Here is a 21,387-nt window from a genome sequence, read left to right as displayed (position 1 = left end):
ATGTTACTACTGCTGGCAGAGTTTCTGTCCCAATTTTACAGCGGTTTCACCGTCGTCCGTTATATCACCCTGCGTGGTATTCTGGGGGTGCTGACGGCTCTGGCGATCTCACTGATCTTTGGTCCTTATCTGATCAATATGCTGCGTAGCAGGCAGATAGGTCAGGCTGTGCGTAATGATGGTCCGCAGTCGCATCTGAGCAAGTCCGGCACGCCAACCATGGGAGGCGGCCTGATTCTACTGGCGATAGCGATCAGTGTATTGTTATGGAGTGATCTCAGTAACCGCTATGTGTGGATAACACTGGGTGTTTTGATCGTGTTTGGCGCCGTTGGCTGGGTGGATGACTGGCGCAAAGTAGTGGAAAAAAATCCGCGAGGCCTGCCTGCGCGCTGGAAGTATCTCTGGCAGTCGGTTGGCGGCCTGGGGGCCGCCATTGCGCTTTATGCCACCGCGCAGAGTCCGGTCGAAACGCAACTGATCGTGCCCTTTTTCAAAGAAATCATTATCGAGATGGGTATTTTCTTTATCGTATTCACCTATTTCGTGATCGTCGGCAGCTCCAATGCGGTTAACCTGACCGATGGGCTGGATGGACTGGCCATCATGCCAACCGTTATGGTGGCAGGTGCTCTGGCAGTGTTCGCCTATCTCAGCGGCCATGTACAGTTTGCCAACTATCTGCATATTCCTTATGTGGCGGGGGCAGGTGAGCTGATCATCTTCTGTGGTGCAATTGTTGGCGCCGGCCTTGGATTCCTCTGGTTCAACACCTATCCGGCTCAGGTCTTTATGGGTGATGTCGGTGCTCTGGCCCTTGGCGCAGTGCTGGGCGTCATCGCCGTGATAGTGAGGCAGGAGCTTGTGCTGGTGATCATGGGAGGGATCTTTGTACTGGAAACCATCTCGGTGATTCTGCAGGTGGCTTCATACAAACTGACCGGGCGGCGAATATTTCGCATGGCACCGATCCATCATCACTTTGAACTCAAAGGCTGGCCTGAACCCCGCGTTATCGTCCGTTTCTGGATCATAACAGTGGTGCTGGTGCTGATCGGCCTGGCAACCTTGAAAATACGATAGCAGGAGTTACGCGTGAGCCTGATTGCGACAGATACTTTCCGCATCATTATCGGTCTGGGACAGACCGGGCTCTCCTGTGCACGCTATCTGGCTGGCAAGGGCTGGCCCTTTGCCGTTGTGGACACGCGTGATGAACCACCACTTGCTGCACAGTTCAGGGCTGAGTTTCCCGATATTGAACTGCGTTGCGGTGAATTGGATGCAAGCCTGCTGCGACAGGCTGATGAACTGCTTCTCAGCCCGGGTGTTGCCAAATCAGCGGCTGCAATTCAGGAGGCAGTGGCGGCAGGAGCCAGGCTGGCGGGTGATATAGATCTCTTCTGTCGTGAGGCGAACGCGCCGATTGTGGCGATTACAGGCTCCAATGCCAAGAGTACAGTGACCACACTGGTTGGTGAGATGGCCAGAGCGGCCGGCATGAAGGTTGGCGTGGGTGGTAATATCGGTACTCCGGCACTGGATCTACTGGCTGAGGGTGAGGCGGATCTGTATGTGCTTGAGCTGTCGAGCTTTCAGCTCGAAACTCTGAATGAGCTGCGTGCTGCAGCTGCCACCGTATTGAATATCAGCCCCGACCACCTGGATCGCTACGCTGGGCTGACAGAGTACTATCAGGCGAAGCATCGTATCTATCGTGGTTGTCTGCATGCGGTGATCAATCGCGATGATCCACTGACAGCCCCGCTGCTGTCCCAGGGGGTCAAGCTGAGCAGTTTCGGCCTGTCTCGCCCTGATCTGATGCAGTTCGGACTGGTCATGACCGATGGCGTACTCTGGCTGCACAAAGGGCTGGAGCCGCTGATGCCGGCATCTGAGGTAAAAATCCCGGGACAGCATAATCTGGCCAATGTTCTGGCCGCGCTGGCACTGGGTGATGCCGTTTCCATACCGATGCCAGCGATGCTGCAGGCAGTAAAGTCCTTCACTGGTCTGCGGCATCGTTGCCAATGGGTGGCACAGAAGCAGGGTGTTATCTATGTCAATGATTCAAAGGGTACCAATGTTGGGGCGACTCTGGCCGCGATCAAAGGGCTGGGTGAAACGCTGCAGGGCGAATCCAGAATCGTGCTGATTGCCGGTGGCGTCGGCAAGGAGCAGAGTTTTACAGAGCTGAGTCCTGTATTGGGCCAATATGGCAGGGCGCTGGTGCTGATCGGAGAGGATGCCCCCCTGCTGGATCAGGATATTACCAGCCTGCCTAAAATCAGCGCCGCTACCTTGCAGGAGGCGGTTGAAGCGGCAGCGGCGGCGGCTCAGCCGGGCGATATCGTATTGCTGTCACCGGCCTGTGCGAGCTTTGATATGTTCAGCGGCTATGGCGACCGTGGCGATCAGTTCATGCAACAGGTGGAGGCGTTATGTTGAATCGACCTCTGCTCCCACAGCTGCAATGGCCTGCTGCGCTGGATCTGGCACCCGGCAGAATGCCCTTTGATGCCAGTCTAGCACTCTGTGCGATTGCACTGGTGCTGACCAGTTTTGTGATGATTGCATCGGCATCCATGGATGTGGCGGCCAGGGACTTTGGTTCACCGACCTTTTTCATCATGCGCCAGAGTATCTTTATCGGATTGTCCCTGTTCGTTGTGGCGTTTGTTGCGATGGTGCCGGTCTGGGTCTGGCATCGTCATGGTGCAGCACTGTTGGTACTGGGTTTTGTGCTGCTGGTGCTGGTGCTGGTGCCTGGCATCGGTCGTGAAGTGAATGGCAGCAGGCGCTGGATAGGACTGGGTTTTTTCAATCTGCAGGCCTCCGAAGTAGCCAAGATGTGCATGGTCCTGTTCATGAGCGGCTACCTGGTGCGCCGCCTGTCTGAGGTGCGCAGTGGCTGGTGGGGCGTTGTAAAGCCGATCATTCCCCTGGCCTTCTATGTTGCGCTTCTGATTCTGGAACCGGATTTTGGTGCCACGGTAATACTGATGGGTGCCGTGATGGGGATGATCTTTCTGGGCGGCATGCGCTTTGGTCAGTTTCTGATTGTTGTGGTGGGTGCAGGGTTACTGGCCTATGTGATGGCTATCTTCCAGCCCTACCGACTTCAGCGTCTGACATCGTTTCAGGACCCCTGGGCAGACCCCTTTGGAGCAGGTTATCAGCTGTCTCAGGCGCAGATCGCATTCGGACGAGGTGAATGGTTCGGTACAGGGCTGGGTAACAGCGTTCAGAAACTGTTTTATCTGCCGGAAGCACACACCGACTTCATCTATTCGGTGCTGTCTGAGGAGTTCGGGCTTGTCGGTGCGCTGGTTATTATTGCGCTCTACATATTGCTGGTTTGTCGCATATTTCTGATTGGTCGTCGTGCCGAGAAACTGCATCAGTTCTTCATGGCATACACCTGCTACGGATTTGGATTTATTTTTGCGGGGCAAGCGCTGATTAATATCGGTGTCAATGTTGGTGCGCTGCCGACCAAAGGTCTTACTCTGCCACTGTTCAGCTATGGCGGCAGTAGCCTGCTGGTATCAGCCGCGATGATTACCCTTATTTTAAGAGTCGACTATGAGTTGAATAAGTTGCAATACAGTAAACAGGAAAAAGGCAGAGGCACAGTGCCACGGGGAGCGCGTCATGGATAAGCCAAAAACACTGCTGGTGATGGCAGGTGGTACTGGCGGACACGTCTTCCCGGCTCTTGCCACTGCCGAAGAGCTGAAAAAACAGGGGGTTCATGTCGAGTGGCTGGGAACCGCCAAGGGTATTGAGGCCAGAGTGATACCAGCTGCCGGCATCACCCTGAACAGAATAGAAGTGACAGGCTTGCGTGGAAAAGGGCGGATCAGCCTGTTGCTGGCACCTTTTCGTCTGTGTAAGGCACTGTTGCAGGCTCGCCGCGTGTTGAAAAAGCTCAAACCTGATGCGGTACTGGGTATGGGTGGATTTGCCTCCGGCCCTGGCGGGCTGGCTGCCTGGCTGCAGGGCGTACCTGTACTGATTCATGAACAGAATGCTATTGCGGGCATGACTAATCGTGCCCTGTCGCGCTTTGCTTCACGAGTACTTCAGGCTTTTCCCGGTGCATTCAAGAATCTTCCGGAGGCGGACTGCATAGGTAATCCGGTACGTGGCCCGATTTTGCGTCTGTCGACACCAGAACAGCGCATGAAAGATCGTCAGGGACCGTTACGCCTGCTGGTTGTCGGTGGCAGTCTTGGTGCACAGGCACTGAACCAACTACTGCCGCAGGCACTGGCGTTAATGCCGGAAGCGAAACGTCCGAAGGTCTGGCATCAGACGGGGCATAATCATCTTGAAAGCACTCTGAATGCCTATAAGGCAGCTGGCGTGGATGCCGAGGTGGTGCCATTTATTGAACGGATGGATGAGGCCTGGGGCTGGGCAGATCTGGTGATCTGCCGTTCGGGAGCGCTGACGGTCAGCGAAGTCGCGATTGCCGGCGTTGCGGCTTTGTTTGTGCCCTTTCCGCATGCGGTTGACGACCATCAAACCATAAACGCAGGTTTTCTGGTAGATGCAGGGGCTGCACGTATGATTCAGCAATCCGAGCTCACCGCCGAGAAACTGGCACAACAACTTGAAGAGCTGGGGCAGCGTGAACTGTTGCTGCAGATGGCGATCAAGGCTCGAAGCCTCGGACGGCCGGATGCCAGTACGCGGTTGGCCAGAGCCTGTATGGAGGCGATGTCATGAAACCAATCAATCGCAGTGCCAAAGTATATGAGGTGCCTGAAATGCGCCGTATCCGTCAGATCCACTTTGTTGGCATTGGCGGTGTCGGTATGTGTGGCATAGCAGAAGTATTATTGAATCAGGGATATATGATCAGTGGTTCGGACATTCGTCCATCGGCGACCACCGAGCGACTCAAAGCACTTGGGGCAACTCTGTATATCGGGCATGATGCCGGCAATATTGCAACATCTGATGTTGTGGTGATCTCAACAGCTGTTGATGAGAGCAACCCTGAACTGATCGCCGCACGCGAGCAGCGCATACCGGTTGTGCGCAGAGCTGAGATGCTGGCTGAGCTGATGCGCTATCGCCATGGTATTGCCGTTGCCGGAACGCATGGCAAGACCACCACGACCAGTCTGCTGGCTTCGATGATGGCGGAGGCGGGGCTTGATCCAACTTTTGTTATCGGTGGGCGCCTCAACAGTGCCGGCACCAATGCACAGCTGGGTGACAGTCGTTACCTCGTTGCTGAAGCTGATGAAAGTGATGCCTCCTTCCTGCATCTGCAACCGATGGTCGCGATAGTGACTAATATTGATGCCGATCATATGGACACCTATGAGGGTGACTTCAACAAGCTTAAGCAGACCTTTATCAGCTTTCTGCATAACCTGCCTTTCTACGGACTGGCGGTGCTGTGTATTGATGACCCTGTCGTTGCAGAGTTGCTGCCACAGGTAAGCCGCCCTGTGCTGACCTATGGGTTCGCTGAAGAGGCGGATTTCAGGGCTGTCGATATCAGCCAGAAGGCGATGCTGACACGTTTCAGAGTGATACGTCCAGCCGGATACCGTGATCTGGAGGTGACACTCAACATGCCGGGTCGGCACAACGTTCTGAATGCTCTGGCTACCATTGCCGTAGCGACTGATGAGGGTATCGATGACGACGCCATCTGCCGTTCGCTGGAGAAGTTCGGTGGTGTGGGTCGTCGTTTCCAGGTGCTGGGTGAGTTGCCGGTAGACGGCGGCGAGGTAACGCTGGTGGATGATTATGGACATCATCCAAGAGAGGTTAAGGCTGTAATTCAGGCTGTCAGGGATGGCTGGCCGGATCGTCGCCTGGTGATGATCTATCAGCCGCACCGCTACAGTCGTACACGCGATCTCTATGACGATTTCGTCCAGGTGTTGACCGATGTTGATCTGTTGCTGCTGATGGAGGTGTATCCGGCAGGAGAAGCGCCTATCCCCGGCGCGGATACGCGCAGTCTGTGCCGCAGCATCCGTCAGCGAGGCGTGGAACCGGTATTTGTTGAGGATGCGACGGAAGTGGTCGAAGTACTGCGCAGCGTATTGCGTCCCGGTGATCTGCTGCTGACTCAGGGGGCCGGAGATATTACGGCTCTGGCCCATCGGTTGCGTCAGGAGAACCTACTAGCAAACAGTGATAAGGGGCCTGCATGAGCACCTACAGGATATCAGCGAATGAATCTGCCGAATTTGGACGTGTGGCTGTCATTATGGGTGGCAACTCGGCGGAGCGCAGTGTTTCGCTGCGCAGTGGCGCTCAGGTATTGAAAGGACTCTTGAGTGCAGGTGTTGATGCCTTTGCGATAGATCTTTATGCAGACGGACAAGATCCGGTGAAACAGCTTCAGGCAGAGCATTTTGATCGTGCCTTTCTGATACTGCATGGTCGTGGCGGTGAGGATGGTACGCTGCAGGGGCTGCTGGAGATGATGCAAAAGCCCTATACCGGCAGTAATGTCAGTGCTTCTGCGCTGGGGATGGACAAGCTTCGCTGCAAGCAGCTCTGGATAGGCGCGGGTCTGCCGACGCCTGGATTTGCGCTGCTGGATCAGCAGACTGATCTTGCGCAGGTGGGCCAGCAGCTCGGCTACCCCTTGATGGTGAAGCCGGTTCATGAGGGGTCGAGTATCGGGATGAGCCGAGTGGCTTCACTGAATGAACTTTCAGCCGCTTATGACGAAGCGGTTCGATATGACCATTGTGTGATCGCCGAGCAGTGGGTCGATGGGCCGGAGTTTACCGTAGCGATACTGCATGATCGTCCACTGCCTGCGATCAGGCTGGAAACGCCGCATGGGTTTTATGACTTCAATGCCAAATATGAAGCTGAGGATACACGCTACCTGTTTGATACAGGCCTTTCTGATGAACAGGTAACGGCTCTGGGGCAACTGGCTCTGAATGCTTTCCGTATGGTCGGATGCAGTGGCTGGGGGCGGGTTGATGTAATGATGACTCGGGCCGGTCAGTTTCAGTTACTGGAGGTGAATACACTGCCGGGTATGACTGATCACAGCCTTGTGCCTATGGCAGCAGGGCGGGCCGGTATGAGTTTTGAACAGCTGGTGGTTGAGATTCTGCGCACCTCTCTGCCCCTGCAGGAGGGCGTTACAGTATGAACCTTCACCTGCCCTGGCTGAAACAGCCGGCGCAGGCAACTGCGCCGGAGCCGATAAAGGGTGCCAGTCGTGTTGCACAGGCAGCGCCGGCATCAGTTTCCGGTCAGGGTGAGATTGATCGTATATGGCGTCCGCTGACGCTGTTGACACTGCTGATGGTATTTGTCGGTATCAGCAGCACTTTGGCCCGCGATTTTGTTGCCTGGCTGGATCAGCCGGTGGCGCAGATAAAGGTGAGCGGCCGGGTGGAACATCTGGACAGAACCCATCTGGCTCAGCAGCTTGGCCAGAGTCTGGCCCAGCCGTTGTTGTCACTGGATCTGCAGCGTCTGCGTGAGCAGGTGCTGGCGGACCCCTGGGTACACAATGCGATTCTCAAACGTCACTGGCCACCGGCTCTGGAAGTGATCGTGACTGAAGAGGTGGCTGTGGCGCGCTGGGGTGATAAAGGGCTGCTTAATCATCAGGGAGATATATTCTGGCCCGAACTCAAGCCAGAGTACGAGCAGTTACCAAGATTGAATGGTCCATCACATGAAACGCGCAGAGTGATGCAGCAATACCATGACCTGAGCCGCGTATTTGCCGGCACCGGCGTTCAGTTGACGGGCCTGTCCCTTGAAGGAAGGGGGGCATGGAACCTTGAACTGGATAATGGCATACGCGTGGTCGCCGGGCGTGAACAGATGATGCCGAGGCTCCGGCGCTTCATCAAAATTTATGAAGCAGAGCTTCACCTTAAGGTTGAGCAGATTGAACAGATTGACATTCGATACACCAATGGCGTTGCAGTTCAGTGGCGCGCCGAGGAGAAGCCCGACAATGCAGGTTAAGCAGGCGGCGTTTGACAGTAACATGATAGTGGCGCTGGATATCGGCACCACCAAAGTGCTGTGCCTGGTCGGTGAAATATGTGCTGATGGCAGCATAGAGATAGTCGGTGTTGGTTCGCATCCTTCACGTGGCATGAAACGCGGTGTGGTTGTGAATATAGAGTCGACCGTGACGTCGATTCAACGCGCAGTTGAAGAAGCCGAACTGATGTCCGGCAGCAAAATACACTCTGTGACTGTGGGGATTGCAGGAAGTCATATCAGTGGTATGAACTCGCATGGCATAGTTGCCGTGAAGGATCGCGAAGTATCGGATCAGGATCTTGAGCGAGTGATAGATGCTGCACGGGCGGTTGCGATTCCAGCCGATCAGCGCATTATTCACATTCTTCCACAAGAGTATCTGATTGATAATCAAGAGGGTATCAAGGAACCTCTGGGGATGTCGGGTGTCCGTCTTGAGGCCAAAGTGCACTTGGTCACCGGCGCCAGCAATGCGATACAGAATATTGAGAAATGTATTCGGCGCTGTGGGCTTGAGGTCGATGCGATCGTATTGGAGCAGTTGGCATCAAGCTACTCGGTGCTGACCGAGGATGAACGTGATCTGGGAGTCTGCCTGGTGGATATCGGCGGCGGTACCACGGATATTGCCGTGTTTACTGCGGGGTCGATTCGGCATACGGCAGTGATACCGATTGCCGGTGATCAGGTGACTAACGATATTGCGATGGCCTTGCGAACTCCGACCCAGCATGCTGAAAAAATCAAGGTCAAGTATGCCTGTGCACTGACCCAACTGGCCAGCGCCAATGAGATGATCAAGGTGCCGAGTGTCGGTGATCGGCCGGCGCGTGATCTGTCCCGCCAGGCTCTTGCCGAAGTGGTTGAGCCGCGTTACGAAGAGCTCTTTGCGTTGATTCAGGCAGAGCTCAGGCGTTCAGGGTATGAGGATATGGTGGCAGCGGGTATTGTTTTGACCGGCGGCACTTCAAAAATGGAAGGCGCAGTGGAGCTGGCAGAGGAAATATTTCATATGCCGGTGCGTCTTGCAGTTCCTCAGGGGGTCAGAGGGATGGAGTCAATGCTGCAGAACCCGATCTATGCGACGGGGATCGGTCTGCTCCAACACGCCAGAAGAGGTTTCAAGCCAGTTGCTCAGGCAAGGGCTTCAGAACGAAACACAACAGACAGAAAAACGCCAGATAAAAAGGTGCAGGAAACAAGGATCCAGATAAATCAGGGGCAGGACAGGAATAAACAGGAAAGGTCATCATCACGACTGCGGCCAGGTGAGCTGCTGGCGAGGGTGAAGGCGTGGTTCAAGGGCAATTTTTAATAACCAGTTACAAAATTCAGTACTGCCGGATTGTAGTCACAGGCGATACTGGGGAGGGGTGAGATGTTTGAATTAATTGATAATGTACCGCAGAACGCTGTGATAAAAGTGGTTGGTGTTGGTGGTGGCGGTGGAAACGCCGTGGAGCATATGGTGAATTTCGACCTGGGTGGGGTTGATTTCATCTGTGCTAACACTGATGCCCAGGCTCTCGACAGAATGTCGACACGCATCGTGCTTCACATAGGTGGTCATATGACTAAGGGGCTGGGTGCAGGCGCCAATCCCGATATCGGTCGCCAGGCCGCGCTTGAAGATCGTGACCGTATTGCCGAGACCATGCGCGGAGCGGATATGGTGTTCATCACGGCTGGCATGGGTGGTGGTACTGGCACTGGAGCAGCGCCTGTCGTGGCTGAAATTGCCAAGGAGATGGGTATCCTGACGGTAGCTATCGTGACGCGCCCCTTCCGTTTTGAAGGTCGCAAGCGCATGGATATCGCCGAGAAGGGGATACGCGAGCTGCGTGAGCATGTGGACTCCCTGATCATCATTCCGAATGAAAAGCTGATGCAGGTGCTGGGTAAGAACTGCAGCCTGATTAATGCCTTCAACGCGGCTAATGATGTCCTCAAGGGTGCGGTGCAGGGGATTGCCGACCTGATTACCCGTCCGGGTATGATCAACGTCGACTTTGCCGATGTGCGTACCGTTATGTCCGAAATGGGTATGGCGATGATGGGTACCGGCATTGCCAGAGGCGATAACCGTGCGCAGGAAGCAGCAGAGGCGGCGATTCGCAGTCCCTTGCTGGAGGATATCGATCTCAAGGGTGCACGCGGTATTCTGGTGAATATTGCTGCCGGTGAAGATTTGAGCCTGGGTGAGTTCAACGAGGTAGGCAGTATCATCGAAGAGTGTGCGGCTGATGATGCCACGATTGTTGTGGGTACCGTCATTGATCCGCAACTGGGTGATGAGCTGAAAGTGACTGTTGTTGCTACCGGGCTGGATCGACAGAAAGAGCCTGAAGTGCGCATGGTCAGCCATAATCCCAAGGTTGAACCGAAAGCGACAGAAACACCTGCAAGCTTCGATCAGATAGAGCTGCCGGCGATTCTGCGACGCCAGAAGCAGGAAGCACTGCTGGATCGTCCGGACCCTAAAGAGCGTCAGTCTGGAGAAGTCCGTAAAACGGCGTCTGGTAATGACTATGGTGCGCTGGATATTCCGACTTTTCTGCGGAAGCAGGCGGATTGATCCGACCGAGAGGTCAAGTTCGTGATTGGACAGAAGGGACTCTTCTGTTATCATTCGCGATTGAAAATCAGGTAGATTGGACTGGCAGGGCTCGATGATCAGGCAGCGTACACTTAAAAACAGTATCAAGGCGACTGGTATCGGTCTGCACACAGGGCATAAAGTCTATCTGACTCTGAAGCCGGCACCGGCGGATCATGGTATCGTCTTCCGTCGCACGGATCTGGATCCGGTGGCCGAGGTCAGGGCGGATGCGCTGAGCGTAACGGATACAACGCTGTCTACCAATCTGACCGAAAATGGTGTCAGAGTAGCAACAGTTGAACATCTGATGTCTGCGATGGCTGGTCTGGGTATCGACAATGCGATCGTCGAGCTCAGTGCCGAAGAAGTTCCTATCATGGATGGCAGTGCTGCGCCCTTTGTTTTCCTGATTCAGTCTGCTGGTATTGCCGAGCAGGATGCGCCGAAGCAGTTTATCCGCATCAAGAAAGAGGTCTCGGTCGAGGTTGATGGCAAGACCGCCTGCTTCCGTCCGTTTGATGGTTTCAAGGTGGGTTTTCGTATCGAGTTCGACCACCCTGCGTTCTCTGATCGCAATCTTGAAGCCTCTTTGGACTTCTCGACCAGTTCCTTCGTGAAGGAGGTCAGTCGCGCCCGTACCTTTGGTTTCATGCGTGATATCGAGTTCCTGCGTTCACAGAACCTGGCCTTGGGCGGCAGTTTTGATAATGCTATTGTGGTGGATGATTTCCGCATCCTGAACGAAGATGGCCTGCGTTATGACAACGAATTCGTCAAACACAAGATTCTTGATGCCGTCGGTGATCTTTACCTGTTGGGCAAAAGTCTGATCGGTGAGTTTTACGGTTACAAGTCTGGTCATCATCTGAATAACCTGTTGCTGAGAAAGCTGCTGGCAACGGAGGGGGCCTGGGAAGCTGTGACCTATGATGAAGTGGTGCAGCATGTTCCTATCGCCTATCAGCGTCCGCTAGCTGCGCTGTAACAGCCCTCGAAGACGAGCGTGAGTTTTGGTAAAGAAAGGCCGGGTTTTCCCGGCTTTTTCGTTACAATAGCGCGCTTTAGAACAGCGCATCTGGCCGGATCGCCTGATCCCTGCCTGCTGTGTAGAAAATAAAGTTGATATACGTCTAAGGTTTTACAGTTTAAATATCAACTAACTGCCCCAATATGTGTAGAATGTTGCGCTGGTCTGCCCGGCACGGTCCCTGATAATTTCTGAAACGGTTAAAAAGTCTGATTATGCTGACATCACTGCTAAAAAAGATTTTCGGAAGCAAGAACGAGCGCGAACTCAAACGGATGATGCGTATTGTCAAGGAGGTCAATGCGCTTGAGCCTGAACTTGAAAAACTCAGTGATGATGAGCTTAAGGCGCTGACACAGGCATATCGTGACCGCTTTGCATCTGGCGAAAGTCTCAACAAACTGTTGCCGGAAGCCTTTGCCACTGTTCGTGAAGTATCCAAGCGCGTCATGCAGATGCGCCACTTCGATGTACAGATGATTGGTGGTATTACCCTGCATGAAGGTAAAGTCGCAGAGATGAAAACCGGGGAGGGTAAAACCCTGGTGGCGACTCTGGCCGTGTATCTGAACGCACTGACGGGCAAGGGCGTTCATGTTGTGACCGTCAACGATTATCTTGCCAGCCGTGATGCCGAGTGGATGCGTCCCCTTTATGAAGGCTTGGGGCTCAGTGTCGGCGTGATCGTATCGGGTCAGGATTCAGTATCCAAGCGCGAAGCCTATGCTGCCGATATTACCTATGGCACCAACAACGAGTTCGGCTTCGACTACCTGCGCGACAATATGGCGTTCAGCCTGCAGGATAAGGTGCAGCGTGGCTTCAATTTTGCCGTTGTCGACGAAGTCGACTCCATTCTGATTGACGAAGCCAGAACACCACTGATCATCTCCGGCCCATCGGAAGACAGTTCTGCGCTGTATAGGCAGATCAATCTGCTTATTCCGACACTGCAGCAGTATCACGGCGAAATCGACATCAAGGATGAAACTCAGATCATTGACGAGCATTTCGCCGTTGATGAAAAGAACCGCACCATTGAGCTGACCGAATCCGGGCATCAGTTGGTGGAGGATCTGCTGATCAAGGAAGGCTTGCTGAAAGAGGGCGAGAGTCTGTATGCCCCGCATAACCTCAACCTGCTGCACCACGTACTGGCGGGACTTCGCGCTCATTATCTGTTCCATCGCGACAAGGACTATATCGTCCAGGATAACCAGATAGTCATAGTAGACGAGCATACCGGTCGTATCATGCCGGGCCGTCGCTGGTCCGAAGGTCTGCATCAGGCGGTGGAAGCCAAAGAGGGTGTCAGAATTCAACAGGAGAGCCAGACGCTCGCCTCGACCACCTTCCAGAACTATTTCAGGCTGTACGAAAAACTGTCCGGTATGACCGGTACCGCGGACACCGAAGCCTTCGAACTGCATCAGATCTATGGTCTGGATGTGGTGGTTATTCCTACCAACAAACCGATTCAGCGTGTTGACCATAACGATGTCATCTTCCTGACGATGGAAGAGAAGTACCTGTCGATCGTGAAAGAGATCCGTGAATCACAGCGACTGAACAAGCCTGTTCTGGTCGGTACGGCATCGGTTGAATCCTCGGAGCTGCTCTCCAGCATGCTGACCAAGGAGAAGATCAAGCACAATGTACTGAACGCCAAGAACCATGGCCGCGAAGCTACCATCATTGCTGATGCCGGTCGTCCTGGTGCGACGACCATTGCTACCAACATGGCTGGTCGTGGTACCGATATCAAGCTGGGCGGCAATCTGGAGGCCGAGCTTCAGGCACTGGATAATCCGACACCCGAGCAGATTGAAGCGGTCAAGGCTGACTGGAAACAGCGCCATGATATGGTCATCGAAGCGGGTGGCTTGCATATTCTCGGTACCGAGCGCCACGAATCACGTCGTATAGATAATCAGTTGCGTGGTCGTGCGGGCCGCCAGGGTGACCCGGGTTCATCACGTTTCTTCCTGTCCATGGAAGATGATCTGATGCGTATTTTCGCCTCTGATCGCGTACGCCAGTTCATGCAGGCGTTGGGTATGGAGAAGGGCGAAGCGATCGAACACAAGATGGTCAGCAACGCGATAGAGAAAGCGCAGCGCAAGGTTGAAGGCCGCAACTTTGATATCCGTAAGAATCTGCTTGAATATGATGATGTTGCCAATGATCAGCGTTCGGTGATCTATGCACAGCGTAACGATGTCATGGCAAGTGATGATATATCCGAAACGATTTACAGTATTCGTGATGAGGTGGTGGATAACCTGATCAGTGATTTCATCGCACCTCAGAGTCTGGCGGAAACCTGGGAGATCGCGGCCCTGGAAAAAGCGCTTGAAGCAGATTTCTCTGTGCAGCTCCCTGTTCAGCAGTGGCTGGATGAAGATGATCATCTGCATGAGGAGCCTCTGCGCGAAAAGATTCGTGAAGAGATAGCCAGAATTTATACCGAGAAGGAAAACCTGGTGGGCGCGCCTACCATGCGCATGTTCGAGAAGCAGGTGATGCTGCAGGTACTGGATACGGCCTGGAAAGAGCATCTGCAGACCATGGAGCTGCTGCGTCAGGGGATACATCTGCGTGGTTATGCGCAGAAGAACCCGAAGCAGGAGTACAAACGTGAGGCGTTTGAACTCTTCCAGACACTGCTCGATAATATCAAGCGTGATGTGGTTCGCATCATCAGCCATGTCAAGGTACGTGAGCAGGAAGATGTTGATGCCATCGAGCGTCAGCGCCGCGAACAGGCAGAGCGCCAGCAGATGAATTTTGAACACTCTCAGGCGAGTGCCATGAAGGGTGAATCGGATTCAGAGGCTGGTGCAGATCAAGAGCAGGCTGATAAACAGGACCCTTACGTGCGCGATATGCCCAAGGTGGGGCGTAATGATCCCTGTCCTTGCGGCTCCGGCAAGAAATACAAACAGTGTCACGGCAAGCTTTGATCGACTGACGTGACAACAAAGCGCAATAGTAAAAAGCGCGATATGAAAAATGAATCCAGGAGAGCAGCAATCGCTGCTCTCCTGCTGTATAAACAGGCAAAACCGCTGGGTAAAACAGCCTGGTGCAGATGACTAATTTTGATGAGGGCTGTGAGAATGGCTGTGGGTCCGGAAACAATATCAGTATTACATCCGATTAAAGGCTTTAGGCTCGGGACCGCATCAGCCGGCATCAAAAAACCGGGCCGCAAGGATCTGGTCGTGATGGAGATCCCCGTCGGCGCGAGTGTTGCGGGTGTTTTTACGCTTAACCAGTTCTGTGCAGCCCCCGTTCATATCGCCAAGCGTCATCTGGGTAGCGGAATAGCCTGCCGCTACCTGCTGATCAATACCGGCAATGCCAACGCCGGTACCGGTGAGGCGGGAATGCGTGACGCACTGGCTTGCTGCCAGGCGCTGGCTGACTTGTGCCAGACGGATCATGAGGCAGTGCTGCCCTTTTCCACCGGTGTGATCGGTGAGCCACTGCCCGTGAACAAGATTCTGGCGGGTCTGGATGCAGCATGTGAGCAGTTGTCTGAGTCAGGCTGGGAGGATGCCGCTGTTGGCATCATGACCACAGATACTCGCGCCAAGGGCTCCAGTGTACAGATCGAACATCATGGTCAGACGATTACTCTGACCGGTATTGCCAAGGGTTCAGGCATGATCATGCCGAATATGGCAACCATGCTGGGCTTCGTTGCAACAGATGCCAGAATCGATACCAACTACCTGCAGTTGCTGCTCAGCGATGCCACCGACAAGTCCTTTAACCGCATTACGGTGGATGGCGACACCTCGACCAATGATGCGTGCATGCTGGTGGCTACGGGTGCAAGCGGGGTTGAGGTGAATAATCTTGATCCTCTGCTGGCTGATAAATTCAAGGCCGCCCTGAATAAGGTGATGCTGGAACTGGCGCAAGCGATCGTCAAGGATGGTGAAGGCGCGACCAAATTTGTCGAAGTGCGTGTCGAGCGTGCTGGCAACACGGATGAGGCGCTGAAGGTAGCCTATACCATCGCACACTCCCCACTGGTCAAGACCGCACTGTTCGCCAGCGATCCCAACTGGGGGCGCATACTGGCGTGTGTCGGCCGAGCCGGTGTGCAGGATCTGGATGTGGATGAAGTGCAGATCTGGCTGGATGATGTCAGCATAGTCGATAACGGTGCACGTGCTGCCAGCTATACCGAAGAGGCGGGTCAGGCAGTGATGAATCGTGAAAACATTCTTATCCGTGTCGTGCTGCATCGTGGTGATGCGGCAGAAAGTATCTGGACAACAGATCTATCGCACGACTATGTCAAAATCAATGCCGAGTATCGCAGCTGAGTATGAGCGAAGTGATTCATGTTGTGGCGGCGGTCATTGTCGATGCAGCAGGTCAGATTCTGATAGCCCGTCGCCCCGAGAATAAGCATCAGGGCGGCCTCTGGGAGTTTCCAGGTGGCAAGGTGGAGGTCGGTGAAGCGCCGCTCGATGCCTTGCAGCGGGAGTTGCATGAGGAGTTGGGTATCGACGTGACCCAGGCCCGCCCGCTGATCCAGATACTGCACCGTTACCCGGATAAAAGCGTCAAGCTGGATGTCTGGCGTGTGGATGGCTTCAGTGGTGAGGCGCATGGCAAAGAAGGGCAACCGATCTGCTGGGTGGATGAAGCCGAGTTGGACGAGTATGCCTTCCCCGCAGCCAACACGCCGATCATCACGGCCTTGCGCCTACCCGAGTGCATGCTGATTACCGGTGAATCCGGGCTCGATGAATATCCTGCACGTGTAGAGGCTGCGCTGCTGAAGGGCGTCAGGCTGGTTATGCTGCGGGCTCATGATCTTGGATTGGATCAGCTCAAGCCTCTGTGGCATGAACTGAATCAGATCTGTGATGATCACAATGCCAGACTGGTGCTGAACGGCTCTATCGATGTGGCGAATGATCTTCAGGCTGATGCCCTGCACCTTACTGCTGACCGTCTGCGCGAGCTTACCGATCGTAAAGCCTTTACTGGAAGTCTGCTCAGTGCCTCCTGCCATAACCCACAAGAGCTGGAGATGGCGCAGCGCAAAGGGGTAGACTTCGTTACTCTGTCGCCCGTCATGCCGACGAACTCTCATCCGGATCAACCTAATCTGGGCTGGGATCTGTTCAAGGAGTGGGTAGAGGGTGTCACGCTGCCGGTCTATGCTCTGGGCGGGATGGATGAAACCTGTCTGGAACAGGCCTGGAACTCAGGCGCTCAGGGCGTTGCCGGTATCTCATCCTGGTGGTGAGCCTCAAGTGATGAAGCTCTGTTACAGTCGAGCAGTGGTCTCTTCGGTGTTGGTCCGACTCCTTTGGCAGTGGGCGAATTGAAGAAGAGAGCTCGCTCTTGCATGCGGGAATCTAAAATAGCTCCAATAGAACCTACAGCCTTGCTTGAAAGCTACCGCTATTCCACTGTTTGGGTGAATAGATAGTGATGTCTATTTTGACGCTGGAATCCTTGCTATTGCAGGGTCTGATTTGAGCGTTTTTATTGAAACCGAAGTCATGGATTCAGGTATGGCCCATTTTAGCAACGCATATCAATTTGTATTTCTATATGACCTAAAATTTTTTTAAAGGTCAGTTTTATGCGGTTATCTTTTTTTAACCATTTTAATGATAGTCTGATCTGATGTTTTTGATTTTAAAGTTGCGTAATGCCCTGTCATTGTAAATAACATATACATGAATTCGAATAAATAGTTTCTCTCAAGGCCGATATGAGAGTATGCATAAATGCCGAAAATTAAAATTTGTAAACAAGATAAGCTATGGCAAATGCCTAAGTAAAAATTACTTGGTAGGCGTTTTATTATAAATTTCATCACAAGTAATAAAATTATATTGGCAGATGATAAAAGTACTAATAGGAATAACCAAAATGAGCTAATCATTTCCAAAACATCCTTTGCCAGATTCAACGGTTCCAATAAGATCAAGACCAATCGCAGGAAGTGGGGTGCCTTCGACTTTGTATGCGAAAACCTTTGTATATTGAGTAATGGTCAACCCTTTGTCTATAACAACAGGAACCTGTCTAAAACCAGCGGCAAGGCCTGCTGCACCGGTAGCAAGATCGGCACACGAAAATATTTTTTCTCCATTACCTTCTGATATTAGATCATATGCATGCTTTGTAGCATTTAAGTCGGTCTTATATCCTAAAATTTCTAAATAATCACTAACACCAGCACCAATGTTACCTGCTCCTTGTGTAGCTAGAGGAGCTCCTATAGAACATAGTATTCCGGATGCACACATTCCTTTTCCAGCGGCCACCTGAAGGCCTCCTCCAGCCATACGACCATAAGCTATCAAGGTTTTCAAAACTCTAACAATAGGGTCTGGATCAGTAGCAACACTTTCAACTTGTATAGAAGGCCAGTTTGCTTTATCACTCAACCCTAACGGACCCACCCACCCCGTAGGATTCCTCACATACGCATAACTCTTCATTCCACCCGCTAAACCAATGGGGTCCTGAGTGATATATCTGCCTTGCCTCGGATCATAATACCGATACCGGTTGTAATAGAGCCCGGTCTCTTCATCCAGCCATTGCCCCTGGAAGCGGATCGGTTGTTTCAGGTCCGGGACGGCTTTTTCGTCGCGGACCGCACACCAGTCATCCGGTTTTGCGGTCCAGAGCAGGTGTCCGTCGGAGCCGAGCAGTTTCAACGGGGTGCCAAGGTGGTCAGTGACAAAGGCGCTGTAGTGGTGGGTGTCGTATCCCGGTTCGGATGCGCTCTCCTGTGGCTCTCTGAGCATCCAGTGTTCATCAAACTCTTCGGGGCGTTTGGTTTCATCCACGCGGAACAGCGGGACAAAACTGCCAGGCTCGTAGAACACGGTGGTGCGTTGATCGCCAGTATCTTCATGCACCAGCTGATCACCGTCCCAGCCGTAGCGGATGCTGTGGCTTTGGCTGCGCTCGGGGATGATTTGCTTGCAGATACGGCGCGACAGGGCATCGTAGATGTAATAGGTCTCCGTGGTCGGATAGCCAGGGCGCTGGCGCTTGACGCAGGAGAGGCGGTGCAGGCCATCATACTGCAGAGTTTGCAGATCCTGAGGTGCGCGGCGTTCAATCAGGTTGCCGGCATCGTCGTAGCGGAACTGTGTATGACCCAACTGCTCAAGGCGGTTGCTGTGACAGGCGGTGGGGTCGGCATGGGCGCCGGAGCCGACGCGGTTGCCTTCCTTATCCAAGGTGTAGTGCTGTTCGGTGCTCCGGGTCGGGTAGTGAGGGCTGTACAGCGAACTGCCGGTCAAACGCCCACTGGGGTCGTACTGATACGCCTGGGTCTGTTGCGTGATCAGCGGCTGGCCGGACTCCAGTGGCGGCACAGACTGGGTGATGCCGGTCAGGCGGTAACGGGTATCGTACTGGTACTGATTGATCTGGATCGGATCGGAGCGATCCGACAGTGGCAGACGGCCACCGAGGTAGACATCGCGTTGTGCCGCTAACAGCCCCACCGGGCTGTAACGTCGCTCACGCTGTATTAGGGGTTGTGTCAGAGAGTTCGTCTGAGCGTCTGCCTTGGCCTTGATCTGGCGCTGTTGCTCACGGTGCAACGCATCCGGCTCCAGTGTCATCTCCAGGCTGTCAGCAACAGTGCTAAAAGTCCGTAAATCATCAGAATAGATTGTCCTCCCGACCCGCAGGGTCTTTCCTTGAAGGTGACGAAACCGGAAAGGAGAGTCGCCATGCTAAGCCGAGAGGACTTTCACATGATAAAACAACTTCGCCAACAAGGGGCACATATTGTGGATATTGCCCATCGTATCGGTTGCTCAGAGCGCACCGTGCGTCGCTGCCTTGCCCTGCCAGCTCCGCCGACCGGGAAATCTGTCGTGCGAAAACCACACAAACTCGATCCCTTCAAAGCGTTTATCGACCAGCAGTTGGCCTGTCAGGTCTGGAATGCTGAAGTGATTTTCCAGCAAATCAAGGAGCAAGGGTATAGCGGTGGCCGGTCTCTGTTGCGTATGTACATCCAACCCAAACGAGTACTGCGTGCCAGCAAGCAAACGGTCCGTTATGAAACAGGACCGGGTCAGCAATTACAACATGACTGGGGACAGATCCGTACGGAAGTGGCTGGTCGTATCTGTTCCGTCAACTTTGCTGTCAACGTGCTGGGCTACTCCCGCCATGGCCATGTCTGGGCAGGCCCCAGGCAGGATGCAGCACACACCTATGAGTCTCTGGTTCAGGCCTTCCGCTACTTCGGTGGTGTACCTACCTATGTGCTGGTCGACAATCAGAAGGCCGCTGTCGTGCGGCATGAGCCTGATGGCAAGGTGACCTTCAATACCGGCTTTCTGGAACTGGCCAACCACTATGGGTTTATTGCTAAAGCCTGTCGCCCGCAGCGACCCAGAACCAAGGGTAAAACTGAACGCATGGTCGGCTATGTGAAGCATCACTTCTTCCAGCGCTATCGGAGCTTTGACAGCTATGCACACCTGAACCAGTTATTGGAGCAATGGCTTGGAACCTGTGCGCTGCAGCGCACCCTCAAGCAGTTCCAGCAAACACCGGCACAACGGTTCGAGCTAGAAAGGCCCCATCTGTTACCGCTGCCGGTCATGGACTTCGACACCCGTTACCATGAGATCCGCCAGGTCAGTTGGGATGCCTACATCGATGTGCGGGGTAATCGCTACAGCGTGCCTGCAGAGTGCTGTGGGCAGCAGGTGACCATCCGTATCAGCCTCGATGATCAACTGACGGTGTATAACATCCAGGGTCAGGAGATGGCTCATCATCGACTGACCGATCGCAGTGATGGCTGGCAGATTACACAGGAGCACCACATCTCCTTATGGCAGGAGGCCATGCCGGTGCAGCACCGTAGCCTGGCCGTGTATGAGGAGATACTGAGATGAACCTGGACCAACTGTTGGATCGGCTTAAAATGGATCATCTGCAAGCCTCTCTGAATACCCTCTGTGAACATGCCAGCAAGAAGGATCTGAACTACCGTGAGTTCCTGGAGCAAGCCTTGGCTCAGGAATGGGGTGGACGTCACCAGAAAGGTCTGGAGACTCGCCTCAAACAGGCCAGGCTGCCCTGGATCAAAACACTGGAGCAGTTCGACTTCAGCTTCCAGCCCAGCATAGACCGTAAGCTGGTGCGAGAGCTCTCAGGGCTTGGGTTCGTGGAACGCAATGAAAACGTGATCCTGCTCGGCCCACCGGGGGTAGGCAAAACCCATCTAGCCGTGGCGCTGGGTGTTAAGGCCGCTGAGTCCGGTCACCGTGTGTTGTTCATGACCTTGGATCGACTGGTCAGTACGCTGGTCAAAGCCCGTCAAGAAAACCGACTGGAGCGTCAGTTGCAACAACTGAGTTACCCGAAAGTGCTGATCCTTGATGAGATCGGCTACCTGCCCATGACCCGTGAAGAGGCCAGTCTGTTCTTCCGGCTCATCAATCGCCGCTACGAGCGAGCTTGCACACTGCTCACCTCAAATAAAAGCTTTATGGACTGGGGTGAGGTGTTCGGCGATCAGGTGATTGCAACAGCGATACTGGATCGGCTGTTGCATCACTCGACAACACTCAACATCAAGGGCGAGAGCTACCGGCTGAAGGATAAACGCAAGGCCGGACTCATACCCGCTACGGCCAAACAAGAAGAGGACTCCAACGACACAGACAATCAAGAACTGAACAATGAGGACTGATGAAAACCGGACAATCTAAACTGATGAAAA

General features: G+C 53.8%; 17 protein-coding genes. 16 read left to right on the top strand and 1 reads right to left on the bottom strand.

Annotated features, from left to right (window positions below; translation table 11 throughout):
- The 13 genes from mraY to F7R27_RS08635 all read left to right on the top strand — a co-directional run bounded on the left by mraY (position 1) and on the right by F7R27_RS08635 (position 16,908).
- Positions 1 to 1,083, top strand: a complete 1,083-nt coding sequence (gene mraY, locus F7R27_RS08695; RefSeq protein WP_151703857.1) for a phospho-N-acetylmuramoyl-pentapeptide-transferase — start codon at positions 1 to 3, stop codon at positions 1,081 to 1,083.
- A gap of 12 nt (positions 1,084 to 1,095) precedes the next feature.
- Positions 1,096 to 2,448 (top strand): UDP-N-acetylmuramoyl-L-alanine--D-glutamate ligase, encoded by a 1,353-nt coding sequence (murD, locus tag F7R27_RS08690; protein ID WP_151703856.1) that lies wholly within the window; start codon positions 1,096 to 1,098, stop codon positions 2,446 to 2,448.
- The gene (ftsW, locus tag F7R27_RS08685) at positions 2,442 to 3,662 is read left to right on the top strand and encodes a putative lipid II flippase FtsW (RefSeq protein ID WP_151703855.1); all 1,221 of its coding nucleotides are present in this window, start codon (positions 2,442 to 2,444) and stop codon (positions 3,660 to 3,662) included. Before murD ends, ftsW begins: the two co-directional genes overlap by 7 nt.
- A complete protein-coding gene (murG, locus tag F7R27_RS08680; protein ID WP_151703854.1) occupies positions 3,655 to 4,734 on the top strand; it encodes an undecaprenyldiphospho-muramoylpentapeptide beta-N-acetylglucosaminyltransferase in 1,080 nt (359 codons plus the stop codon). Before ftsW ends, murG begins: the two co-directional genes overlap by 8 nt.
- The gene (murC, locus tag F7R27_RS08675) at positions 4,731 to 6,185 is read left to right on the top strand and encodes a UDP-N-acetylmuramate--L-alanine ligase (RefSeq protein ID WP_151703853.1); all 1,455 of its coding nucleotides are present in this window, start codon (positions 4,731 to 4,733) and stop codon (positions 6,183 to 6,185) included. Before murG ends, murC begins: the two co-directional genes overlap by 4 nt.
- The gene (locus F7R27_RS08670) at positions 6,182 to 7,150 is read left to right on the top strand and encodes a D-alanine--D-alanine ligase (protein WP_151703852.1); all 969 of its coding nucleotides are present in this window, start codon (positions 6,182 to 6,184) and stop codon (positions 7,148 to 7,150) included. The genes murC and F7R27_RS08670 overlap by 4 nt, the downstream gene beginning before the upstream one ends.
- A complete protein-coding gene (locus F7R27_RS08665; RefSeq protein ID WP_151703851.1) occupies positions 7,147 to 7,983 on the top strand; it encodes a cell division protein FtsQ/DivIB in 837 nt (278 codons plus the stop codon). The genes F7R27_RS08670 and F7R27_RS08665 overlap by 4 nt, the downstream gene beginning before the upstream one ends.
- On the top strand, positions 7,973 to 9,322 hold the full coding sequence (gene ftsA, locus F7R27_RS08660; RefSeq protein ID WP_151703850.1) for a cell division protein FtsA: 1,350 nt from the start codon (positions 7,973 to 7,975) through the stop codon (positions 9,320 to 9,322). Before F7R27_RS08665 ends, ftsA begins: the two co-directional genes overlap by 11 nt.
- A 63-nt stretch (positions 9,323 to 9,385) precedes the next feature.
- A complete protein-coding gene (gene ftsZ, locus F7R27_RS08655) occupies positions 9,386 to 10,582 on the top strand; it encodes a cell division protein FtsZ (protein WP_151703849.1) in 1,197 nt (398 codons plus the stop codon).
- 94 nt (positions 10,583 to 10,676) lie between these two features.
- Positions 10,677 to 11,591 (top strand): UDP-3-O-acyl-N-acetylglucosamine deacetylase, encoded by a 915-nt coding sequence (gene lpxC, locus F7R27_RS08650; RefSeq protein WP_151703848.1) that lies wholly within the window; start codon positions 10,677 to 10,679, stop codon positions 11,589 to 11,591.
- A gap of 257 nt (positions 11,592 to 11,848) precedes the next feature.
- Positions 11,849 to 14,596, top strand: a complete 2,748-nt coding sequence (gene secA, locus F7R27_RS08645; RefSeq protein ID WP_151703847.1) for a preprotein translocase subunit SecA — start codon at positions 11,849 to 11,851, stop codon at positions 14,594 to 14,596.
- 156 nt (positions 14,597 to 14,752) lie between these two features.
- Positions 14,753 to 15,973, top strand: a complete 1,221-nt coding sequence (gene argJ / locus F7R27_RS08640) for a bifunctional glutamate N-acetyltransferase/amino-acid acetyltransferase ArgJ (protein WP_151703846.1) — start codon at positions 14,753 to 14,755, stop codon at positions 15,971 to 15,973.
- 2 nt (positions 15,974 to 15,975) lie between these two features.
- Positions 15,976 to 16,908, top strand: a complete 933-nt coding sequence (locus F7R27_RS08635; protein ID WP_151703845.1) for a Nudix family hydrolase — start codon at positions 15,976 to 15,978, stop codon at positions 16,906 to 16,908.
- Between the two features lie 640 nt (positions 16,909 to 17,548).
- Here F7R27_RS08635 and F7R27_RS08630 read toward each other — a convergent pair.
- Positions 17,549 to 18,793 carry an RHS repeat-associated core domain-containing protein gene (locus tag F7R27_RS08630; RefSeq protein ID WP_168927466.1) on the bottom strand — a complete coding sequence of 415 codons (1,245 nt, stop codon included), beginning with the start codon at positions 18,791 to 18,793 and terminating at the stop codon, positions 17,549 to 17,551.
- On the opposite strand from F7R27_RS08630, the gene F7R27_RS18600 reads away from it, so the two are divergent.
- The 3 genes from F7R27_RS18600 to istB all read left to right on the top strand — a co-directional run bounded on the left by F7R27_RS18600 (position 18,785) and on the right by istB (position 21,357).
- Positions 18,785 to 19,132 carry a hypothetical protein gene (locus tag F7R27_RS18600; protein ID WP_168927465.1) on the top strand — a complete coding sequence of 116 codons (348 nt, stop codon included), beginning with the start codon at positions 18,785 to 18,787 and terminating at the stop codon, positions 19,130 to 19,132. The two genes, F7R27_RS08630 and F7R27_RS18600, sit on opposite strands and share 9 nt — an antisense overlap.
- Positions 19,133 to 19,372: 240 nt before the next feature.
- On the top strand, positions 19,373 to 20,557 hold the full coding sequence (gene istA / locus F7R27_RS08625; RefSeq protein WP_151703843.1) for an IS21 family transposase: 1,185 nt from the start codon (positions 19,373 to 19,375) through the stop codon (positions 20,555 to 20,557).
- On the top strand, positions 20,554 to 21,357 hold the full coding sequence (istB, locus tag F7R27_RS08620; RefSeq protein ID WP_151703842.1) for an IS21-like element helper ATPase IstB: 804 nt from the start codon (positions 20,554 to 20,556) through the stop codon (positions 21,355 to 21,357). Before istA ends, istB begins: the two co-directional genes overlap by 4 nt.
- Positions 21,358 to 21,387: the final 30 nt, after the last annotated feature.

Origin of the sequence: Nitrincola alkalilacustris (assembly GCF_008973755.1) — a bacterium.
GTDB lineage: Bacteria > Pseudomonadota > Gammaproteobacteria > Pseudomonadales > Balneatricaceae > Nitrincola > Nitrincola alkalilacustris.
Note: the sequence above shows the minus strand (reverse complement) of the source record. Positions and strands in the feature narration are given on the sequence as shown.